Source organism: Flavobacterium sp. FlaQc-57, assembly GCF_044007395.1.
Classification (GTDB): domain Bacteria; phylum Bacteroidota; class Bacteroidia; order Flavobacteriales; family Flavobacteriaceae; genus Flavobacterium.
In genome coordinates, this window is sequence record NZ_JBIPDA010000001.1 from 1,235,893 (window position 1) to 1,252,603 (window position 16,711).

At 33.2% G+C, this 16,711-nt stretch carries 17 protein-coding genes; 13 read left to right on the forward strand and 4 right to left on the reverse strand.

What is annotated here, in order from left to right:
• The first annotated feature begins 194 nt into the window (after positions 1 to 194).
• Entirely contained in the window at positions 195 to 749 is a 555-nt protein-coding gene (locus ACHRVZ_RS05280) for an REP-associated tyrosine transposase (RefSeq protein ID WP_395421153.1), read from the forward strand.
• A gap of 174 nt (positions 750 to 923) precedes the next feature.
• Here ACHRVZ_RS05280 and ACHRVZ_RS05285 read toward each other — a convergent pair whose 3' ends face one another.
• The 4 genes from ACHRVZ_RS05285 to ACHRVZ_RS05300 form a co-directional block, all read right to left on the reverse strand.
• Positions 924 to 1,298, reverse strand: a complete 375-nt coding sequence (locus ACHRVZ_RS05285; protein ID WP_395421154.1) for a hypothetical protein — start codon at positions 1,296 to 1,298, stop codon at positions 924 to 926.
• A 138-nt stretch (positions 1,299 to 1,436) separates the two neighbouring features.
• Positions 1,437 to 1,790 carry a hypothetical protein gene (locus ACHRVZ_RS05290; protein WP_395421155.1) on the reverse strand — a complete coding sequence of 118 codons (354 nt, stop codon included), beginning with the start codon at positions 1,788 to 1,790 and terminating at the stop codon, positions 1,437 to 1,439.
• 610 nt (positions 1,791 to 2,400) lie between these two features.
• On the reverse strand, positions 2,401 to 3,357 hold the full coding sequence (locus ACHRVZ_RS05295; protein WP_395421156.1) for a DUF3137 domain-containing protein: 957 nt from the start codon (positions 3,355 to 3,357) through the stop codon (positions 2,401 to 2,403).
• Entirely contained in the window at positions 3,357 to 3,914 is a 558-nt protein-coding gene (locus ACHRVZ_RS05300; protein ID WP_395421157.1) for a LemA family protein, read from the reverse strand. The genes ACHRVZ_RS05295 and ACHRVZ_RS05300 overlap by 1 nt, the downstream gene beginning before the upstream one ends.
• A gap of 230 nt (positions 3,915 to 4,144) precedes the next feature.
• Here ACHRVZ_RS05300 and ACHRVZ_RS05305 point away from each other — a divergent pair, with 230 nt between their 5' ends.
• The 12 genes from ACHRVZ_RS05305 (at position 4,145) to ACHRVZ_RS05360 (ending at position 16,707) form a co-directional block, all read left to right on the forward strand.
• The gene (locus tag ACHRVZ_RS05305; RefSeq protein ID WP_395421158.1) at positions 4,145 to 5,353 is read left to right on the forward strand and encodes an anhydro-N-acetylmuramic acid kinase; all 1,209 of its coding nucleotides are present in this window, start codon (positions 4,145 to 4,147) and stop codon (positions 5,351 to 5,353) included.
• 525 nt (positions 5,354 to 5,878) lie between these two features.
• Positions 5,879 to 7,450 (forward strand): glycoside hydrolase family 10 protein, encoded by a 1,572-nt coding sequence (locus ACHRVZ_RS05310; protein ID WP_395421159.1) that lies wholly within the window; start codon positions 5,879 to 5,881, stop codon positions 7,448 to 7,450.
• The gene (locus tag ACHRVZ_RS05315; RefSeq protein WP_395421160.1) at positions 7,437 to 8,753 is read left to right on the forward strand and encodes an MFS transporter; all 1,317 of its coding nucleotides are present in this window, start codon (positions 7,437 to 7,439) and stop codon (positions 8,751 to 8,753) included. Before ACHRVZ_RS05310 ends, ACHRVZ_RS05315 begins: the two co-directional genes overlap by 14 nt.
• Before the next feature lie 21 nt (positions 8,754 to 8,774).
• On the forward strand, positions 8,775 to 9,116 hold the full coding sequence (locus ACHRVZ_RS05320) for a hypothetical protein (RefSeq protein WP_395421161.1): 342 nt from the start codon (positions 8,775 to 8,777) through the stop codon (positions 9,114 to 9,116).
• Positions 9,117 to 9,139: 23 nt separating this feature from the next.
• On the forward strand, positions 9,140 to 9,589 hold the full coding sequence (locus tag ACHRVZ_RS05325; RefSeq protein ID WP_395421163.1) for a GNAT family N-acetyltransferase: 450 nt from the start codon (positions 9,140 to 9,142) through the stop codon (positions 9,587 to 9,589).
• Positions 9,590 to 9,591: 2 nt separating this feature from the next.
• Positions 9,592 to 11,205 carry a glycoside hydrolase family 3 protein gene (locus ACHRVZ_RS05330; RefSeq protein ID WP_395421164.1) on the forward strand — a complete coding sequence of 538 codons (1,614 nt, stop codon included), beginning with the start codon at positions 9,592 to 9,594 and terminating at the stop codon, positions 11,203 to 11,205.
• Positions 11,206 to 11,341: 136 nt separating this feature from the next.
• Positions 11,342 to 11,980, forward strand: a complete 639-nt coding sequence (locus ACHRVZ_RS05335; protein WP_041519144.1) for a peroxiredoxin — start codon at positions 11,342 to 11,344, stop codon at positions 11,978 to 11,980.
• A 170-nt stretch (positions 11,981 to 12,150) separates the two neighbouring features.
• Entirely contained in the window at positions 12,151 to 12,459 is a 309-nt protein-coding gene (locus ACHRVZ_RS05340) for a co-chaperone YbbN (protein WP_041519142.1), read from the forward strand.
• 107 nt (positions 12,460 to 12,566) lie between these two features.
• The gene (locus ACHRVZ_RS05345; RefSeq protein WP_017495510.1) at positions 12,567 to 12,824 is read left to right on the forward strand and encodes a DUF6952 family protein; all 258 of its coding nucleotides are present in this window, start codon (positions 12,567 to 12,569) and stop codon (positions 12,822 to 12,824) included.
• Between the two features lie 529 nt (positions 12,825 to 13,353).
• Positions 13,354 to 13,851, forward strand: a complete 498-nt coding sequence (tpx, locus tag ACHRVZ_RS05350; RefSeq protein ID WP_395421165.1) for a thiol peroxidase — start codon at positions 13,354 to 13,356, stop codon at positions 13,849 to 13,851.
• Between the two features lie 9 nt (positions 13,852 to 13,860).
• On the forward strand, positions 13,861 to 14,235 hold the full coding sequence (locus tag ACHRVZ_RS05355; protein ID WP_395421166.1) for a diacylglycerol kinase: 375 nt from the start codon (positions 13,861 to 13,863) through the stop codon (positions 14,233 to 14,235).
• 18 nt (positions 14,236 to 14,253) lie between these two features.
• Positions 14,254 to 16,707: a DNA translocase FtsK gene (locus ACHRVZ_RS05360; protein WP_395421167.1), complete on the forward strand. Its 2,454-nt coding sequence runs from the start codon at positions 14,254 to 14,256 to the stop codon at positions 16,705 to 16,707.
• Positions 16,708 to 16,711 lie beyond the last annotated feature (4 nt).

Here is a 16,711-nt window from a genome sequence, read left to right on the forward strand (position 1 = left end):
ACTTCGCACAGCGCGGCTAACATGAATTCTATTTTAATAGTTTGGGACACCGTAAAACCCGATCGCTTAGATTTATATCCGCAACGATAGCGCGGATTTGCAATCCGTGCCCGCAAAGTAATTCCTTCAAAACCCCACAAATAAAAAGTGAAACTTTCCTCTATATTTTTTTTATTTTTATAGGAAAAAAGAACGTGTCGACAAAATACAAAGCAACAACAACTGAGGAAGCATATTTTATAACTGTAACTGCTGTAGGATGGATAGATATATTTACAAGACTAAATCAGAAAAACGTCTTAATAAGTGCTTTAAAGTATTGTCAGGCAAATAAAGGTTTAGAAATTTATGCCTATTGTATTATGAGCAGCCATATTCATTTGCTCTGCAAAGGAACGCATGGTTTTGTATTATCTGATATTATTAGAGATTTTAAAAAATTTACATCAAAAAAAATAATACAGACTATAATAGATGAACCTGAAAGCAGAAGAGAATGGATGTTGGAATATTTTCAAAAGTCATGTGAACATTTAAAAAAGAACCAGACTTATAAAGTATGGCAAAATGGCTATCATGCAGAACATATTTACAGCAATAAATTTATTAAACAAAAAATAGATTACATCCATAATAATCCTGTAAAAGACAAAACTGTCAGTTTGGCTGAAGATTATTATTTTAGTTCGGCAAGGAATTATTCAGACTTAGAAAATGATTTAGATGTTGTTTTGTTAGATTTGTTTTGAAAAAAATCTATAGCCTTCTAGAAAACATCAACGACAATTGATTTTTTTTGATTTGCATTGTGTCCAATCTTTGCGGGCACGGATTGCAAATCCGCGCTAACGATTGAGAGTAAATCTGCGCGATCGGGTTTTATAGATTTTTTACGAAAAACCATAAGTATACATATATTAAATTTAAACTAAATCTTTGATTGAAATATTAGATAAATTCTCTTCAGACTTTAAAAGTAAATTGTCAATATTATCATCAATAAAACTAAAATCTTTTTGATCAACTAATACCTCTATCCATTTTGGATTTGAAATTGAAAAACCATCGTCATAAGTAGCAAGATTTATAAAATTCCAAATATTTGAGTTCACACCATTTATTTCAAAATTTGGCTGAATTATAATGGCTTTCATTATGTCATTTTCTACCCAGTCAATTCTTCGTTCTTCAAATGTTCTTAATGCTTCCGGATAACTAGGCCTATCTTTAGTCAACCTACCATTAAGTTTGTTTGCTAAATCAACTAACTTTGCATCTATATTTTTAAATCTACTCATTTTTTTTCAAAGATAGCGCGGATTTGCAATCACTGTCCGCGAAGATTTGATACAATAAAAGCTGAAAAATTATATACTTTATGGGCACGGATTGCAAATCCGCGCTATCGAAAAAATGTGATTTAAGCTAAACAAACATTATTTCAATTCATTATACTTTGCAAAAAAGACTTCCAGCTTTTCAGGATCTATTTTAAACTCTTTATTGATAACGTTATTATTTAACATTGCAAAAAACAGATCTGATCTACCAATAATTTTAGCATTAGAAAACTTCTTATTTTCTGCAACAAAAGTAATTACACTACTAAATTTACCATCACCTAAAGAAGTAATATCTCCAATAATCAATTCGTTATTGTTTAAATCCAAAACCAAAAAATGATTTCCATCTTTTTGATAATTAAAAGCTTCCCTTTTCTCTAGCAAAATTTTATCAGGTTTAAATTCTACTTCATTAAATATCCTTTCTATCTTTTCCTGAGCTGCCATATTAATTGTTATTAAAAACAGTATAACGAAATGAAAGCGTATTATTTTCATATTTTAAATTATAATTTTATTGTACTAGTAAACCTTAAATCAAACTTGATAATCTTATTCTACTAAATTCAATTTGTTTTTTTTCTTTCTCTAAAGTAATTCATTAAAAATGTAACAAAACCAGAAAACAAATTAAGCAAAATCATAAATAAAAAGAACTGAAAACCGAATAAATTCTCCCCTATAATCAAATCTAATTTAGTAGATATAATTTGTTGATGATTATAAAATTGCCAATTCTCATAATTACTATATTCATAATAGTTACTATTAATTACTTTTAAAAGCCAACAACTTATTATAAAAATAAATATCGAAACAAATATTGATAAATTATTATTTATGTAATAAATAATGCCCGAAAAAAGCACATTTGCCAAAGTAACAAAAAGTAACACCGGTACAAAAAACATTGCAAATATAGCTGGAGAATGAAAAAAAGCGAATATCGCAATTATGAGAATAATACTGCTTGAAATTATAAATTGCACACCAATTTGTCTCATTTTCTCATAAATCTTAATAGTATAAACACAACTAATTATTTTAAATTTAAAAATCACCCCTTCCCCCAAATCCTGGTATTCAAATCCATTTCATGAACAATATCCTGCATGAATTGAACGATAGAAAGATCTGCAGTAAGTAAATCAGGAACTAAAAGCGAAGAATGAATTGGCGCTTCAAAATAATTGGTATCTAAAGGAAATGCGGCATACATTTTAGAACTTATAAATGAGAGCGAAATGGTTTCGTCTGATTTACTGTTTAAGTTCAAAATTCTTTCCATCATGGCGGGCGTTAAAATATATCTGGCTTCAATTTGATTTCTGGAATAGGTAACAAACTTATCATCAAAAGCTGTGTTTTCTAATTGTACAATTTCATTATTCCCAAAACTGAATAAATTTTTAGAAAACCATGCGCCAACAGCATTTCCAAAATCTTTAGGCCGTACAACAGTCGAAACTTCAAAGTTTTTATTAAAATCGGCTACAAAAATAATTCCCTTAAAAATGGTATGCCATTCCGTTCGGGTTCCGTTTTTGGTTTGCGTTTCCGTTTTATATTCGGCGTGAACTTCGGCAAACGAGAAAGAAGTTTTATCGACAATTCCGCTTATTAAATCCTGTGTTTTATAACGATCCGGTTCTGTTGTAAAAAGCTCCGAACTTATAAATTCACCTTCCGGAAGCCCACTTTGAGGTACAAAAGACAGACTTTCGTTTACCTTTTTTAATGCTGGTGCGACAACATTATTTTTAAAAGCCGCTTTGTATTTTTTCGCATCACCATCTATTTGAAAATACATGACTGCGCCAACAATTATTGGAATTAAACTTAATAAAACAGCCATCGTTGCAAGTCCAATAAGCAAACCTCCTACAATAACAAGTACTGCAATACCAAATATTACATAACAAATCGTGTAGGTTGACGCAATTTTTTGTCGGTCGACCTCTAATGTATTTAAGACCTCTTGAAAGGCAACATCATTGGTAATTTCTGAATCCATTAATTATTAAAAAGCTCTTTTGCACTAATATTTTTACGCTCTTCTTCAGCCGTTGCCAAAACTTCGATTGGTTTATAACTTAACATACCTGCAAATAAATTCCCTGGAAACATCATAATAGCATTGTTATAATCTGTTACTACAGCATTGTATGTTCGTCTTGCAGCTGCGATTTGTTCTTCACTTTCGGTCCACGTACTTTGAAGATTTGTAAAACTAGCGTTCGCTTTTAAATCAGGATAATTTTCAACATTTACCATTAAACCTTTTACACTAGCACTCAATTGAGCATCTAAACTCGCTTTTTCGGTATCGCTAATCGAACCTGAAACAGCTTTTGCGCGAAGCTCAACGATTTTGGTTAAAGTACTTTGTTCGTAATCTGTATATTGTTTTACAATTTCAACCAGATTCGGAATTAAATCAAAACGTTTCTTCAACATTACATCAATTGCCGAAAAAGCATTGGTTACCTGATTTCTTTTTCCGATTAGGGAATTATAGTAAAAGATCCATAAGAGTATAAATATGACAATAATAGGTAGTATAACAAACATAATTTTAGGTTTAATTGGTTTAAAGCAAATATAATAAAAGGGAACAAATTTCATCAATTTTCATCAGATATTACGCAATAAAAACATGAACGATGAAATTGTTATTTATTTGCCAAAAGCATGATTTTAAATTATAAAAAATAAAAAAATCTGTTTTTCTCTACATTTATATCCAAAATAATCTGATTTTAGCGTTACTAAATAAAACACTTCTTCAAAACCTCATTTTAATGAATAAAAACATAAACGCTCTTTACGAAATCGCTCAAAAAGAGACCCGAAAAATAATAGGTTTAATGTCTGGAACTTCACTAGACGGACTTGATATCGCACTTTGTGCTATTTCTGGCGCGGGCGAAAACTCCGTTGTAAAAATCCTTGAATTCGAAACGATCAATTATAGTGAAGATATTAAAAATGAAATCCGTAAAGTGTTTGCCAAGAAAACTGTCGATTTTCAGCATTTCGCTTTATTAAACGAATGGATCGGAATTCTACACGCCGGAATGGTAAAAGATTGTCTAAATAAATGGAATATTCCCGCGCAAGAAGTAGATTTAATTGCTTCGCACGGACAAACAGTTTTGCACGCACCAAAGTTTTTACATCAGCAGGAAAAATTCCCCAATGCTACTTTACAAATTGGCGATGGTGATCATATTGCTGTTAAAACGGGAATTATTACTTTATCTGATTTCAGACAAAAACATGTTGCTGCAGGTGGCGAAGGTGCACCTTTGGCGGTTTATGGAGATTATTTACTATTTAGCAAAAAAGACGAAAACCGAATTATGCTCAATATGGGCGGAATAGCAAATTTTACATATTTGCCCGCTTCTCTAAACGCCGATGAAGTTTTTGTTACCGATACCGGAACTGCAAATACTTTAATTGACATTTATACCAAACATTATTTCCCTGAAAAAAGCTACGATAAAGATGCCGAAATCGCTCAAAGCGGAATCGCAAATCAAGATCTTTTGACTGAATTAAAAAAGGATGCTTTTTTCCAGAAAAGCTTTCCAAAAACCATTGGTCAGGAATTATTCAATTTTGAGTTTGTACAAAAAGCACTTTCAAAAGCCAATCTTACAGCGATTTCGGTACCAGATTTGCTCGCCACTTTAACACGCCTGAGTGCAGAAACTATAGCCGAAGCGATTCTGTTTGTCGTAAAAAATACTGGAACGCCAATAGAAGATTTCAAAATCTATATGTCAGGCGGCGGAACAAATAATCCGCTATTGGTAAAATGGCTCAAGGAATTGTTACCTTCTCAGTTTTACAAAAGCGATGATTTGGGTATTTTAAGCGATGCGAAAGAAGCGGTTTTATTTGCCGTTCTAGCCAATGAAACTGTTGCAGGCGGAGATTATAATTTTGGCTCAAAAAAAGGAATTCCTTCTGTTACAATGGGGAAAATTTCTTTTCCTGACTAAAAAAAGGATTTGCCACAAAAACGCTAAGGCACAATTTTTTTTTGCAGCGAATTATTTGATTTTTTTGCCACAGATTAAAAAGATTAGCACAGATTTTTTAATCCTTTTAATCCTTTAATCTGTGGCTTAAAATTTTCTCACACAGATTAAGCAGATTTTTTGCCAAAGAATAGAAACGAAATAATTCGAAAAATTTGTGGCAAAAAAACACAACGAATATTTTAAACACATAGATACATAGATTTAAATTTAGACGATAAGGTGGTTTAAAAAATCTAGATTTTATCACATAGCTATGTGTGTTTAGGCAAGTGAAACGTCTTTTTTGACAAAGAAAACTATGTATCTATGTGTTTAGAAAAATCACATAACGCAAATTACAAAATTTAAGTTCACACCTTTCTCTTATAAAGAGTAAAACAATTATATGAAACCCACCAAAATAACGTTAAGATTATAATTTATGAATTGTTTATTATAATCCGCTAAAAAAACTATTTTTGGTTTCTGTTAAAAAAGATTGAAATGCATAAAAATCAGCAAGTACTTTTCTCTATACTATTCTTAGTTTTCTTTGGATGGAAATCCGCAGCACAAGAAAAAACATTACATCCTAAAAACGAATTTAGAGGTGTCTGGATTGCTACCGTTGTGAACATCGACTGGCCAAAAACTTCAATTGACGGCGTTGAAAAAGAAAAAGCTGATTATCTTGAAATTTTAGAAGCTTACAAAAAATTAAATTATAACGCTGTAATTGTTCAGGTTAGAAGTGTTGGTGATGCTTTGTATCCATCAGAACTGGCGCCCTGGTCACGATTTTTAACCGGTAAAGAAGGTCAGGCTCCTAACCCTTATTATGATGCATTGGCCTGGATGATTGAGGAAGCGCACAAAAGAGGTTTTGAATTTCATGCGTGGCTGAATCCGTATCGAGCGACTTTCGATTTAAACAAACAACAATTGAGTCCTAATCATGACGTTTTCAAACATCCGGAATGGATGATCGAATACGGCGGAAAAATATATTACAATCCTGCTTTACCGGAAGTTCAGGCTCATTTGACAAAAGTTGTAAAAGAAGTTGTCGATAAATACGATATCGATGCGATTCATTTTGATGATTATTTTTATCCTTATACCGTTGCAGGAAAAGCTTTTAATGATACCGCTTCGTTTAGAAAATATGGTGCAGGTCTAAGTCTTTCTGATTGGCGTCGTGCAAATGTGAGCAACTTTGTACATACGATTTCGACTACTATAAAAGCAAGTAAACCATGGGTGCAATTCGGAATAAGTCCGTTTGGAGTTTGGAGAAATAAATCTGTCGATCCAAAAGGTTCTGAAACACAATCGACTTCTAATTACGACGATTTATATGCTGATCCTGTTTTATGGATGGATCAAAAATGGATCGATTACATTTTGCCACAATTGTACTGGAGCATGAATAACACAAGAGCTTCTTACTCAAAATTAGTAAAATGGTGGTCTGAAAACTCCAATAATACTGCAATTTATATTGGTCATGCCACTTACAAAATTAGAGGTGATAGTGATAAAAGCTGGAACTACATCAATGAAATTCCAACGCAGGTCGATTTTGCAAGAAGTTTCAAGAATGTATCAGGAAGCGCTTATTATAGTGCCAAATGGTTCATGAATAAAAACTTCGATATCGTTCGTCTTTTAGCCGATAATCAATATAAATATCCTGCACTTCCGGCTGCAGTTCCAAATTTAAAACACATTATTATTGATACGCCGGTCGTCGAAGAATATCAAAAAGACTCTACTAAATACTCTTTTAATATTAAATCTCCATTAAACACAAAGCTGCGTTATATAGTGATTTACGGAGGTGAACATATCTCAAAAGTAGATGTTAATGATGCAACTAAAATAATCGATAAAATTTATGTTTCTGAAAAAGACGGACTGATTTCATTTTCTATTCCTGCAGAAAAAATCAATCAATATAAAGCTTGTGCTGTAACATTTATTGACTATTTTGCAAACGAAAGTACTCCTACTTTTATCGACTTAAAAAAGACATTTAAAATCTATTCACCAGCTCAACCTAATGAAAACAGATAATAAACCTTGGTTCTGGATTCCGCTTCTAAATTTTGCGTCAGGCCTTCCATACGCCGTAATCATCTCAGTTTCTGTAATTATGTACAAAAACCTGGGAATTACAAATGAAGACATTGGAGTTTACACTAGTTTATTGTACTTACCATGGGTGATAAAACCACTTTGGAGTCCGTTTATTGAATTAACGGGAACCAAAAGAAAATGGTTTTTATCAATGCAGTTATTAATTTCGATTGCTTTTTTATTGGTCGGATTTACCATTCCAACAAATGGATTTTTCTTTATGACTTTAGCGATATTTTGGGTCGCCGCCTTTGCTTCGGCGTCTAATGATATTGCGAGTGATGGTTTTTATTTATTGGTTTTACCGAAAGAGCAACAATCTTTTTTCCTTGGAATCAGAAGCACTTTTTACCGACTTTCAATGCTTGCCGGAAATGGATTAATCGTTTTGTTTGCCGGTTATTTGGAACATAAATATGGAGACAACACAAAAGCCTGGTCGTACACCATGATTTTTGTTGGTTTATTGATGACATTTATTACAGTTTACAATTTTATCTTTACTCCAAAAAATGAAATACATACATTAGAAAGTAAAGATAAAGCGCGTCAGCAAAGCTTTGGAACTATATTTGTAAGTTTCTTTCAAAAAAAACAAATTGGAATAATTCTGGCTTTCATCCTTGTTTTCAGACTTGGCGAATCTCAACTTCTTAAAATGTTGAGCCCTTTTTTACTTGATGGAAAAGAACTGGGCGGAATGGGGCTAGACACTGAAGCGGTTGGAATAATCTACGGAACTTTAGGAATTTTTGCTCTGACTATTGGAGGAATTTTAGGAGGTATTGCAATCTCTAAACATGGTCTTACCAAATGGATGCTGCCTATGTTTCTTGCCATGCACCTTCCTATTATTGGTTTTATCGGATTGGCTCATTTTCAGCCTGAAGCGATTTTTCATCTTCACTTAAATTTCTATTTTTTCGAAATTAATTCTCCTCTTAATCTTTATACGTGTATTACTGTTATTCTTGAACAATTTGGATACGGTTTTGGTTTCACCGGTTTTATGATGTATTTAATATATGTTGCTGAAGGAGAATCAAAAACAGCTCATTATGCGCTTGCGACTGGTTTTATGGCATTAGGAATGATGCTTCCGGGAATGTTAAGTGGTTTTATACAAAAATATTTGGGTTATGAACATTTCTTTATTTGGGTATTACTGGCTACAATTCCAGGTTTGATACTTTCAAGATTTTTGGATTTCCCAAAAGATTTCGGTAAAAAAATAGAGTAACAGCTATACAATATAACGCCCATGAAAATCAATGAAAACATGCAGGTTGAACGTAACCTGAAAGCAATTGAATTGGAGAAAGCAGGAGAAATTGAAAAAGCAATTGCGTTATACGAAGAAAACATTACCGAAGGTTTTAAGGGAAATCATCCTTACGATCGATTGGCAACAATCTATAAAAACCAGATTGATCTGGACAATGAAATTCGGGTTTTAGAAAAAGCTATTATTATTTTTGAAGAAATTACTTTAGAAGACCGACTGGAAGGTTTGCCAAAACTTTTCCGTTTTAAAAACCGACTTGAAAAAGCCTTACATACCAAAACACAACTTGCCAAACAAAAGAAAAGCAAGCTTAAATAAGCATAAATTTTACCGCATATATCATGACTAGCTTAAAAAGAACAAACTCTGATGATATTGATTTTATAAATCTGGTAGTTTTATTAGATCAAGATTTAGCAATTAGAGATGGCGAAGATCACGCATTTTACAACCAATTTAATAAAACCGATAAAATAAAACACGTTATCGTTTTTTACGAAAATAATGTTGCTGTAGGTTGTGGCGCTTTTAGAGAAAAAGAAAATGACACAGTCGAAATCAAGCGTATGTTTGTACATCCTGATTTTAGAAAAAAAGGAATTGCATCGAAGGTTTTGACCGAATTAGAACATTGGGCTAAAGAAGTAAACTACACTTACACGATTCTGGAAACAGGCAAAAATCAGCCGGAAGCCATTAATTTATATCAAAAACAAGATTATACTATAATTGCAAATTATCCACCCTATGAAAAAATGGATAATAGCGTTTGCATGAAAAAGACTTTATAATAATGAACATTACAACTCAAACATTAAAACAAAAAGTGGGACAATTCTTTTTTCCTGCTGTTTTCATCAACGATACTGAAGAAAATATTCAGGAAACAGAACGCTTAATAAAAGAGCACAACATTGGCGGATTGACTTTTTTTCATAGCCGCGCCAGTGCTGCAACGAATTACGAAAGCAAGAAAAAAATTGTTTTTAATGATGATAGTTATCAAAAAATAAAAGATTTGATTGTTCGTTATCAAAAAGCTGCTCCTACTCCACTTTTAATCAGTATTGATGCCGAATGGGGTTTGGCAATGCGTATTGAAAAAACACCTCAATATCCGTATGCAATTACACTTGGTGCTTTGCCGGAAAACAAATCAGCTTTAGTTTACGAAGTTGGAAAACAAATTGGATTAGATTTAAAAGCTGCGGGAATTCAATACAATTTATCTCCTTTGGCAGACATCAATAACAACCCAAATAATCCCGTTATTGGTTATCGCTCTTTTGGTGAAAACAAAGAAAAAGTTGCCGATTTTGCTGTTGAATATCTAAAAGGAATGTCGGATGTTGGCGTTTTAGGATGTCTAAAACACTTTCCCGGGCACGGAAACACCAATGTTGATTCGCATTTGGGATTGCCGGTTTTAAATGAAACTCTGGAAGAATTAATGGCAAATGAATTATACCCATTTATTAAAGGAATCGAAAATAATGTCGATTCGATAATGATTGGACATTTAGCAGTTCCGAGTTTAAATGATGGAAAAAATACATCGGCTACTTTATCAAAACCAATTATCGAGACACTTTTACGTGAGCAATTAGGATATGATGGTTTAGTCATTTCTGATGCCTTAAACATGCATAGCGTTTCTAAATTATACGAAACAAAAGGCGAACTGGAATGGGAAGCTTTCAACGCAGGAAACGATGTTTTATGTTTTGCAGAAAATGTTCCGGAAGGAATTCAAGCAATCCTTAAAAATGCTTCACCGAAAAGAATCGATGAAAGTTTCAACCGAATCATGAAAGCCAAAGAAAAAGTTGGAATTCTGTCTGAAAATAATTTTACTTCAGGAGCATTAGACTTCGAAAAAACTTCGGCATTAAATCTTGAAATTGCCCAAAATTCTATCACTAAAATTATTGACAATTCGAATACTGAATTGGCTTTTGAATCTCAAAAAGATAACAAATTAGCTAAATTGAGTTTGTATAAAGATATTGAGAATACTTTCTTTAAAACCTTAAATTCAGAATTAACTTCGCCAGAATTTGCTTTTGAGAATCTCGAAGTTTCAGATGTTTCTACAATTAAAAAAGATTTAGAAAACTTCGAAACCATTATTATCTCATTATTTGTTCCGAAAGCAAAACCAATGAACAATTTTGAAATTAATGATGAAATTCTAGAATTGCTATCTCATTTGCTTCAAACCAAAAAATGCATTCTTTACGTTTTCGGAAATCCGTATGTTTTACCTATTATTCCAAATCTCACAAAGGCTTCAGGACTTATTCAGGTGTATCAGGATTTTGAAGAATTTCAAAAAAATGCAGGAATTCAATTTCTTAAAAATAGTAATTGCATTGGAAGTTTACCCGTAAATATTGAACTCCAATAAGTTACAGCAAATCTATTTCAAACTATAAACAAATACTATCACTTAATAAATATTAATAATTACATCTTATTGTAAGAACATGTACTTATGCCCTACTTTTGCACCAGAAATAAATTTTAACTTTAAAACGAAAAATATGTCTTTAGTAGGAAAAAAATTCCCAAGTATTGCAGTAGATGCTATCTCAGAAATGGGTGATAACTTGAAAATCAACATCTTTGAAGAAGCAGTAAATAACAACAAAAAAGTATTATTGTTTTGGTACCCAAAAGATTTCACTTTTGTATGCCCAACTGAATTACACGCCTTTCAAGCTGCTTTACCAGAATTTGAAAAAAGAAATACGATCGTAATCGGAGCTTCATGCGACACAAACGAAGTACACTTTGCTTGGTTAAACACTCCAAAAAACAACGGTGGAATCGAAGGTGTAACTTACCCAATCTTGGCAGACACTAACCGTAACTTATCTAACATTTTAGGAATTTTAGATATCGATTCTACAGAATACAGCGAAGAAACTGACTCAGTCATCATCGAAGGTTCAAACGTAACTTACAGAGCTACTTACCTTATTGACGAAACTGGAAAAATCTTCCACGAAAGTGTAAACGATATGCCATTAGGTCGTAACGTAAACGAATACTTACGTATGGTTGATGCTTATACTCATATTCAAGAAAAAGGCGAAGTTTGTCCTGCAAACTGGGAAGCTGGAAAAGAAGCTATGAGCGCTGACAGATTAAGTACTGCTGAGTACTTGAGCGCAAACTAATTTTTTTAAAGATTCTAAGATAATAAGGTGCTAAGGTTCTAAGATTTATTCTTAAAACCTTAGTAACTTAAAATCTTACTGCCTAAAATTATCAAAGAGGCTGACGCAAGTATCTAAAAAACTTAGAACCTTAGCATCTCAGAACCTCAGAACCTTAAAAAATAAAAGATATGTTAATCGACTTAAACGAAGATACGTTAGCAGATTTAGTTGCTAAAAACGAAAAAGTAGTAGTACAATATTCAGCTTCATGGTGTGGAAATTGCCGTATTATGAAACCAAAATTCAAAAAATTAGCCACAGAAAATGAAGCTATCACTTTTGTTTTGGTAGATGCAGAAAATTCTCCGGAATCAAGAAAATTAGCCAATGTAAGCAACTTGCCAACATTTGCAACTTTTGTAAACGGAAAATTAGTTGGAGAAACTCAAACCAACAAACAAGAAGTTTTAATCGACTTGGTAAACGCAATTGCGTAAATAGACCATTTAGACTTGCTTAGATTTTTAGACTTCTTAGATGTTTTAAAAATTTTAAAGAAAGTCTAAGAAGTCTAAGAATGTCTAAAAATCTAAGAAATCTAAACATGAAATTACCCGTAATAAAGCAATTAACCCAATTTATCGAAGAGAACGATCAAGATTATATCATTGAAACGATTGAAGTTCTGGAAGCAATGACTGAAATTCCGTCTCTAAAAGATGAAGAATTAGATGTAATTGGTGAATTAATTTCAAATATGTACGGTGCGCTTGAAGTACACAAAATGGTAGTTCAGGGCACAGACAAAAAAGAAGCTCTAAATGCGTTCATGAAACGTGTTTTAGGTTCGATCGATAAATAATCGAGCATTACAGATAAAAAAAACATGACTTAAAAAACGCTTTCATTCCAAGAGGGCGTTTTTTTTATGCATTAAAATCATCATTTGGGCGAGAAACCATTTAAAAAAGTGGGCTAACATACTTTGTCTCGATTCGCCCACTTTCTCAAATGCTGTCGGGCTATCCGCGCTACTTCGGTAGCCTGCTCCTATCCCTCTCGCGGACATTTTCGTAACCATAACCTCGATTTTGTCATCTCGACAGAGGAGAGATCACACCAGAAACTCCATAAAGCAATTCCACAATCATTAGCGAGCTTCTTTGTCGAGCCACTTACGCTCCTTCGACTCCGCTCAGACAGACAAAAATAAGAACCAAACCTTTCACAATTTAAATCAAACAAACCCGTTTAAACCTGTAAAATCTTTGTGTATCAACCCGAATTTACGCTAATCTTAAAACTCGCCTAATTCTGTTCACAACCACAACAAATACTTTTAGATTCAAATATTAATCCTTACTTTTGAACCTCACAAAAAATTAAAAATCATGGCTTCAATAACATTAGGAGGAAATCCAGTTCATACATCAGGCGAATTACCAACAGTTGGTTCACAACTAGCTGATTTCAAATTAGTACAAAACGATTTATCAGTTGCTTCATTAAGTAACTTCGCAGGAAAAAAATTAGTTTTAAACATTTTTCCAAGTGTTGATACAGGAACTTGCGCTACTTCAGTTAGAAAATTCAACGAAAGTGCCAGTAATTTAGAAAACACTACTGTTTTATGTATTTCCAGAGATTTACCATTTGCTCAAAAACGTTTTTGTGGAGCTGAAGGATTAGAAAATGTAGTAAACTTATCTGATTTTCAAGCTGGAACTTTTGGTAAAACAAATGGTTTAGAAATCGTTGACGGACCTTTAACAGGTTTACACTCAAGAGCTATTATTGTTGTTGATGAAAACGGAAAAATCACACATACTGAACAAGTTGCTGAAATTGCAAACGAACCAAATTACGAAGCAGCTTTAGCAGCACTATAATACCAATAAATGGAATTTCAAAAAGATAATACTTTTGTTACCGGCCGACTTAAAAGCATGTCTTATGCTTTTAACGGAGCCGTAAAACTTATTCGAACAGAACACAGCATTATGGTTCAATTCTCATTGGGAATTATAATGACCATTGCCGGATTCTATTTTCATATTTCACAAACGGAATGGCTTTGTCAAACATTGGCAATCGGTTTGGTTTTAAGTGTTGAAGGATTGAATACAGCGGTTGAAAAAATCGCTGATTTTATTCACCCCAACTATCATGAAAGAATCGGTTTTATTAAAGATATTGCTGCTGGAGCAGTATTTTTTGCCGCAATGACAGCAATAGCAATAGGCTTGATTATTTATATACCCAAATTTATATAGGCATTAGGAAACGCAAGAATGGCAAAAACAACCAAAAAAGAAACTTCAGACAAAAAAAACGAATCAAAAGCTGAGACGATAAAATCTTGGAAATTAACCAAACAACAAAAATTTGTTTTGGGATGCCTTTTGGTACTCTTTTCAGTTGCATTATTAGTTGCATTTATTTCTTTTTACGTCAACGGACAATGGCAATCTGACCAAAGCTCAGTAAGCCAGCTTGGTGATCGTACAGAAATTGTAGAAAACTGGCTTGGGAAATTCGGGGCTTATCTCGCTGATCTCATTGTATACAGAGGTTTCGGTCTGGCCTCTTTTGTATTAGTTCGTTTATTTTTCTTAACCGGATTATTTCTGGCTTTAGAAATGTCAACAAAAAAACTAAAAAGCATTTGGTTTTGGGATTTATTTGCCATCATTATCGTCTCTGTCCTATTTGGATTTTTTGCTACTTCAGCACCTGAATTAGGCGGAACAATTGGGTATGAACTTAATTTATTTCTTCAGGATTACATTGGAAAAACAGGAACTTTACTGACACTGCTTTTCGGATTAATCGTTTATCTGATTTTTAAAATTAAATTGTCACCTGAAAAGATTCAATCGTATTTTGATTCTACCAAAAAAGAATTCAAATCAGAATTAAATTCTATAAAAACGCCTCAGCAACCTGAAAGCGCTTACAATTTAGAAGAATTTGCTATTGAGGAAGATCCTGAATTAGATAATATTCACTTAAAATCTGATGTTACACAATTCGAAATCAATAAAGAAGCTTTAAAACCAACAATTTCAAATTCATCTGAAATTGATTTGAATCCGGTTGTAAAACCAGTTCAAATGGATATCAAACCGGCAACAGTAGCTCCTACTACAGTTCATACGGAAGAATTCGTTATTGAAAAAGCGGAAGAAGAAGATATTATCGAAGAAAATCTGGCTTCGCGTTTGGTCGCTGATTTCGGATTATTTGATCCTACATTAGATTTATCGAATTACAAATTCCCAACCATCGATTTATTGAAAGAGTATTCGACTGGAGGAATTACGATTAATCAGGAAGAATTAGAAGAAAACAAAAACAAAATTGTAGATACACTTCGTAACTATAAAATTGAAATCGCACAGATTAAAGCAACTGTTGGTCCATCTGTAACTTTATACGAAATTGTACCGGAAGCCGGAATCAGAATTTCTAAAATTAAGAGTTTAGAAGACGATATTGCCTTATCACTTTCGGCATTAGGAATTCGTATCATTGCTCCAATTCCAGGAAAAGGAACAATTGGTATTGAGGTTCCTAACAAAAACCCAACAATGGTTTCGATGAAAAGCGTGATTGGATCGGCGAAATTTCAGGAAGCTGAAATGGAACTACCAATTGCTTTAGGAAAAACCATTTCGAACGAAACTTTTGTTGTCGATTTAGCCAAAATGCCTCACTTATTGATGGCGGGTGCTACAGGACAAGGAAAATCAGTTGGATTAAATGCCGTTTTAACATCACTTTTATACAAAAAACATCCAGCCGAAGTAAAATTCGTTTTGGTGGATCCCAAAAAAGTAGAGTTAACATTATTCAATAAAATTGAAAGACACTATTTAGCCAAGCTTCCAGATACTGACGACGCTATTATTACAGACAATGCAAAGGTGGTAAACACCTTAAACTCACTTTGCGTTGAAATGGATAACCGTTATTCATTACTGAAAGATGCAATGGTTCGTAATATTAAAGAATACAACGAAAAATTCAGAGCTCGAAAATTAAATCCAGAAGCAGGTCACAGATTTTTACCATACATTATATTGGTTGTCGATGAGTTTGCCGATTTGATTATGACTGCTGGTAAAGAAGTTGAAATTCCGATTGCCCGTTTGGCTCAATTGGCTCGTGCTATTGGTATTCACTTAATCATTGCAACACAAAGACCATCCGTAAATGTTATTACCGGTTTAATTAAAGCGAATTTCCCGGCAAGAATTGCCTTTAGAGTAACTTCAAAAATTGACTCCAGAACGATTTTAGACACACAAGGAGCTGATCAGTTAATTGGACGAGGAGATTTATTATACACTAACGGAAATGATGTGGTTCGTGTACAGTGCGCATTCATTGACACTCCTGAGGTTGAAAAAATCACGGAATTTATTGGTTCACAAAAAGCATATGCGACTGCTTATTTACTTCCTGAGTTCGTTGGGGAAGAAACTGGCATTAATCTTGATATGGATATTTCCGACAGAGATACCTTATTTAGAGAAGCTGCTGAAATTATTGTCAATGCACAGCAAGGTTCTGCTTCATTACTGCAAAGAAAATTAAAATTGGGCTACAACAGAGCCGGTCGTTTGATCGATCAGCTGGAAGCAGCCGGAATTGTTGGACCTTTTGAAGGCAGTAAAGCAAGAAGTGTGAACATATCTGACTTAAGTGCTCTTGATCAATTTTTTAATAATGAACAAAATTAACCCC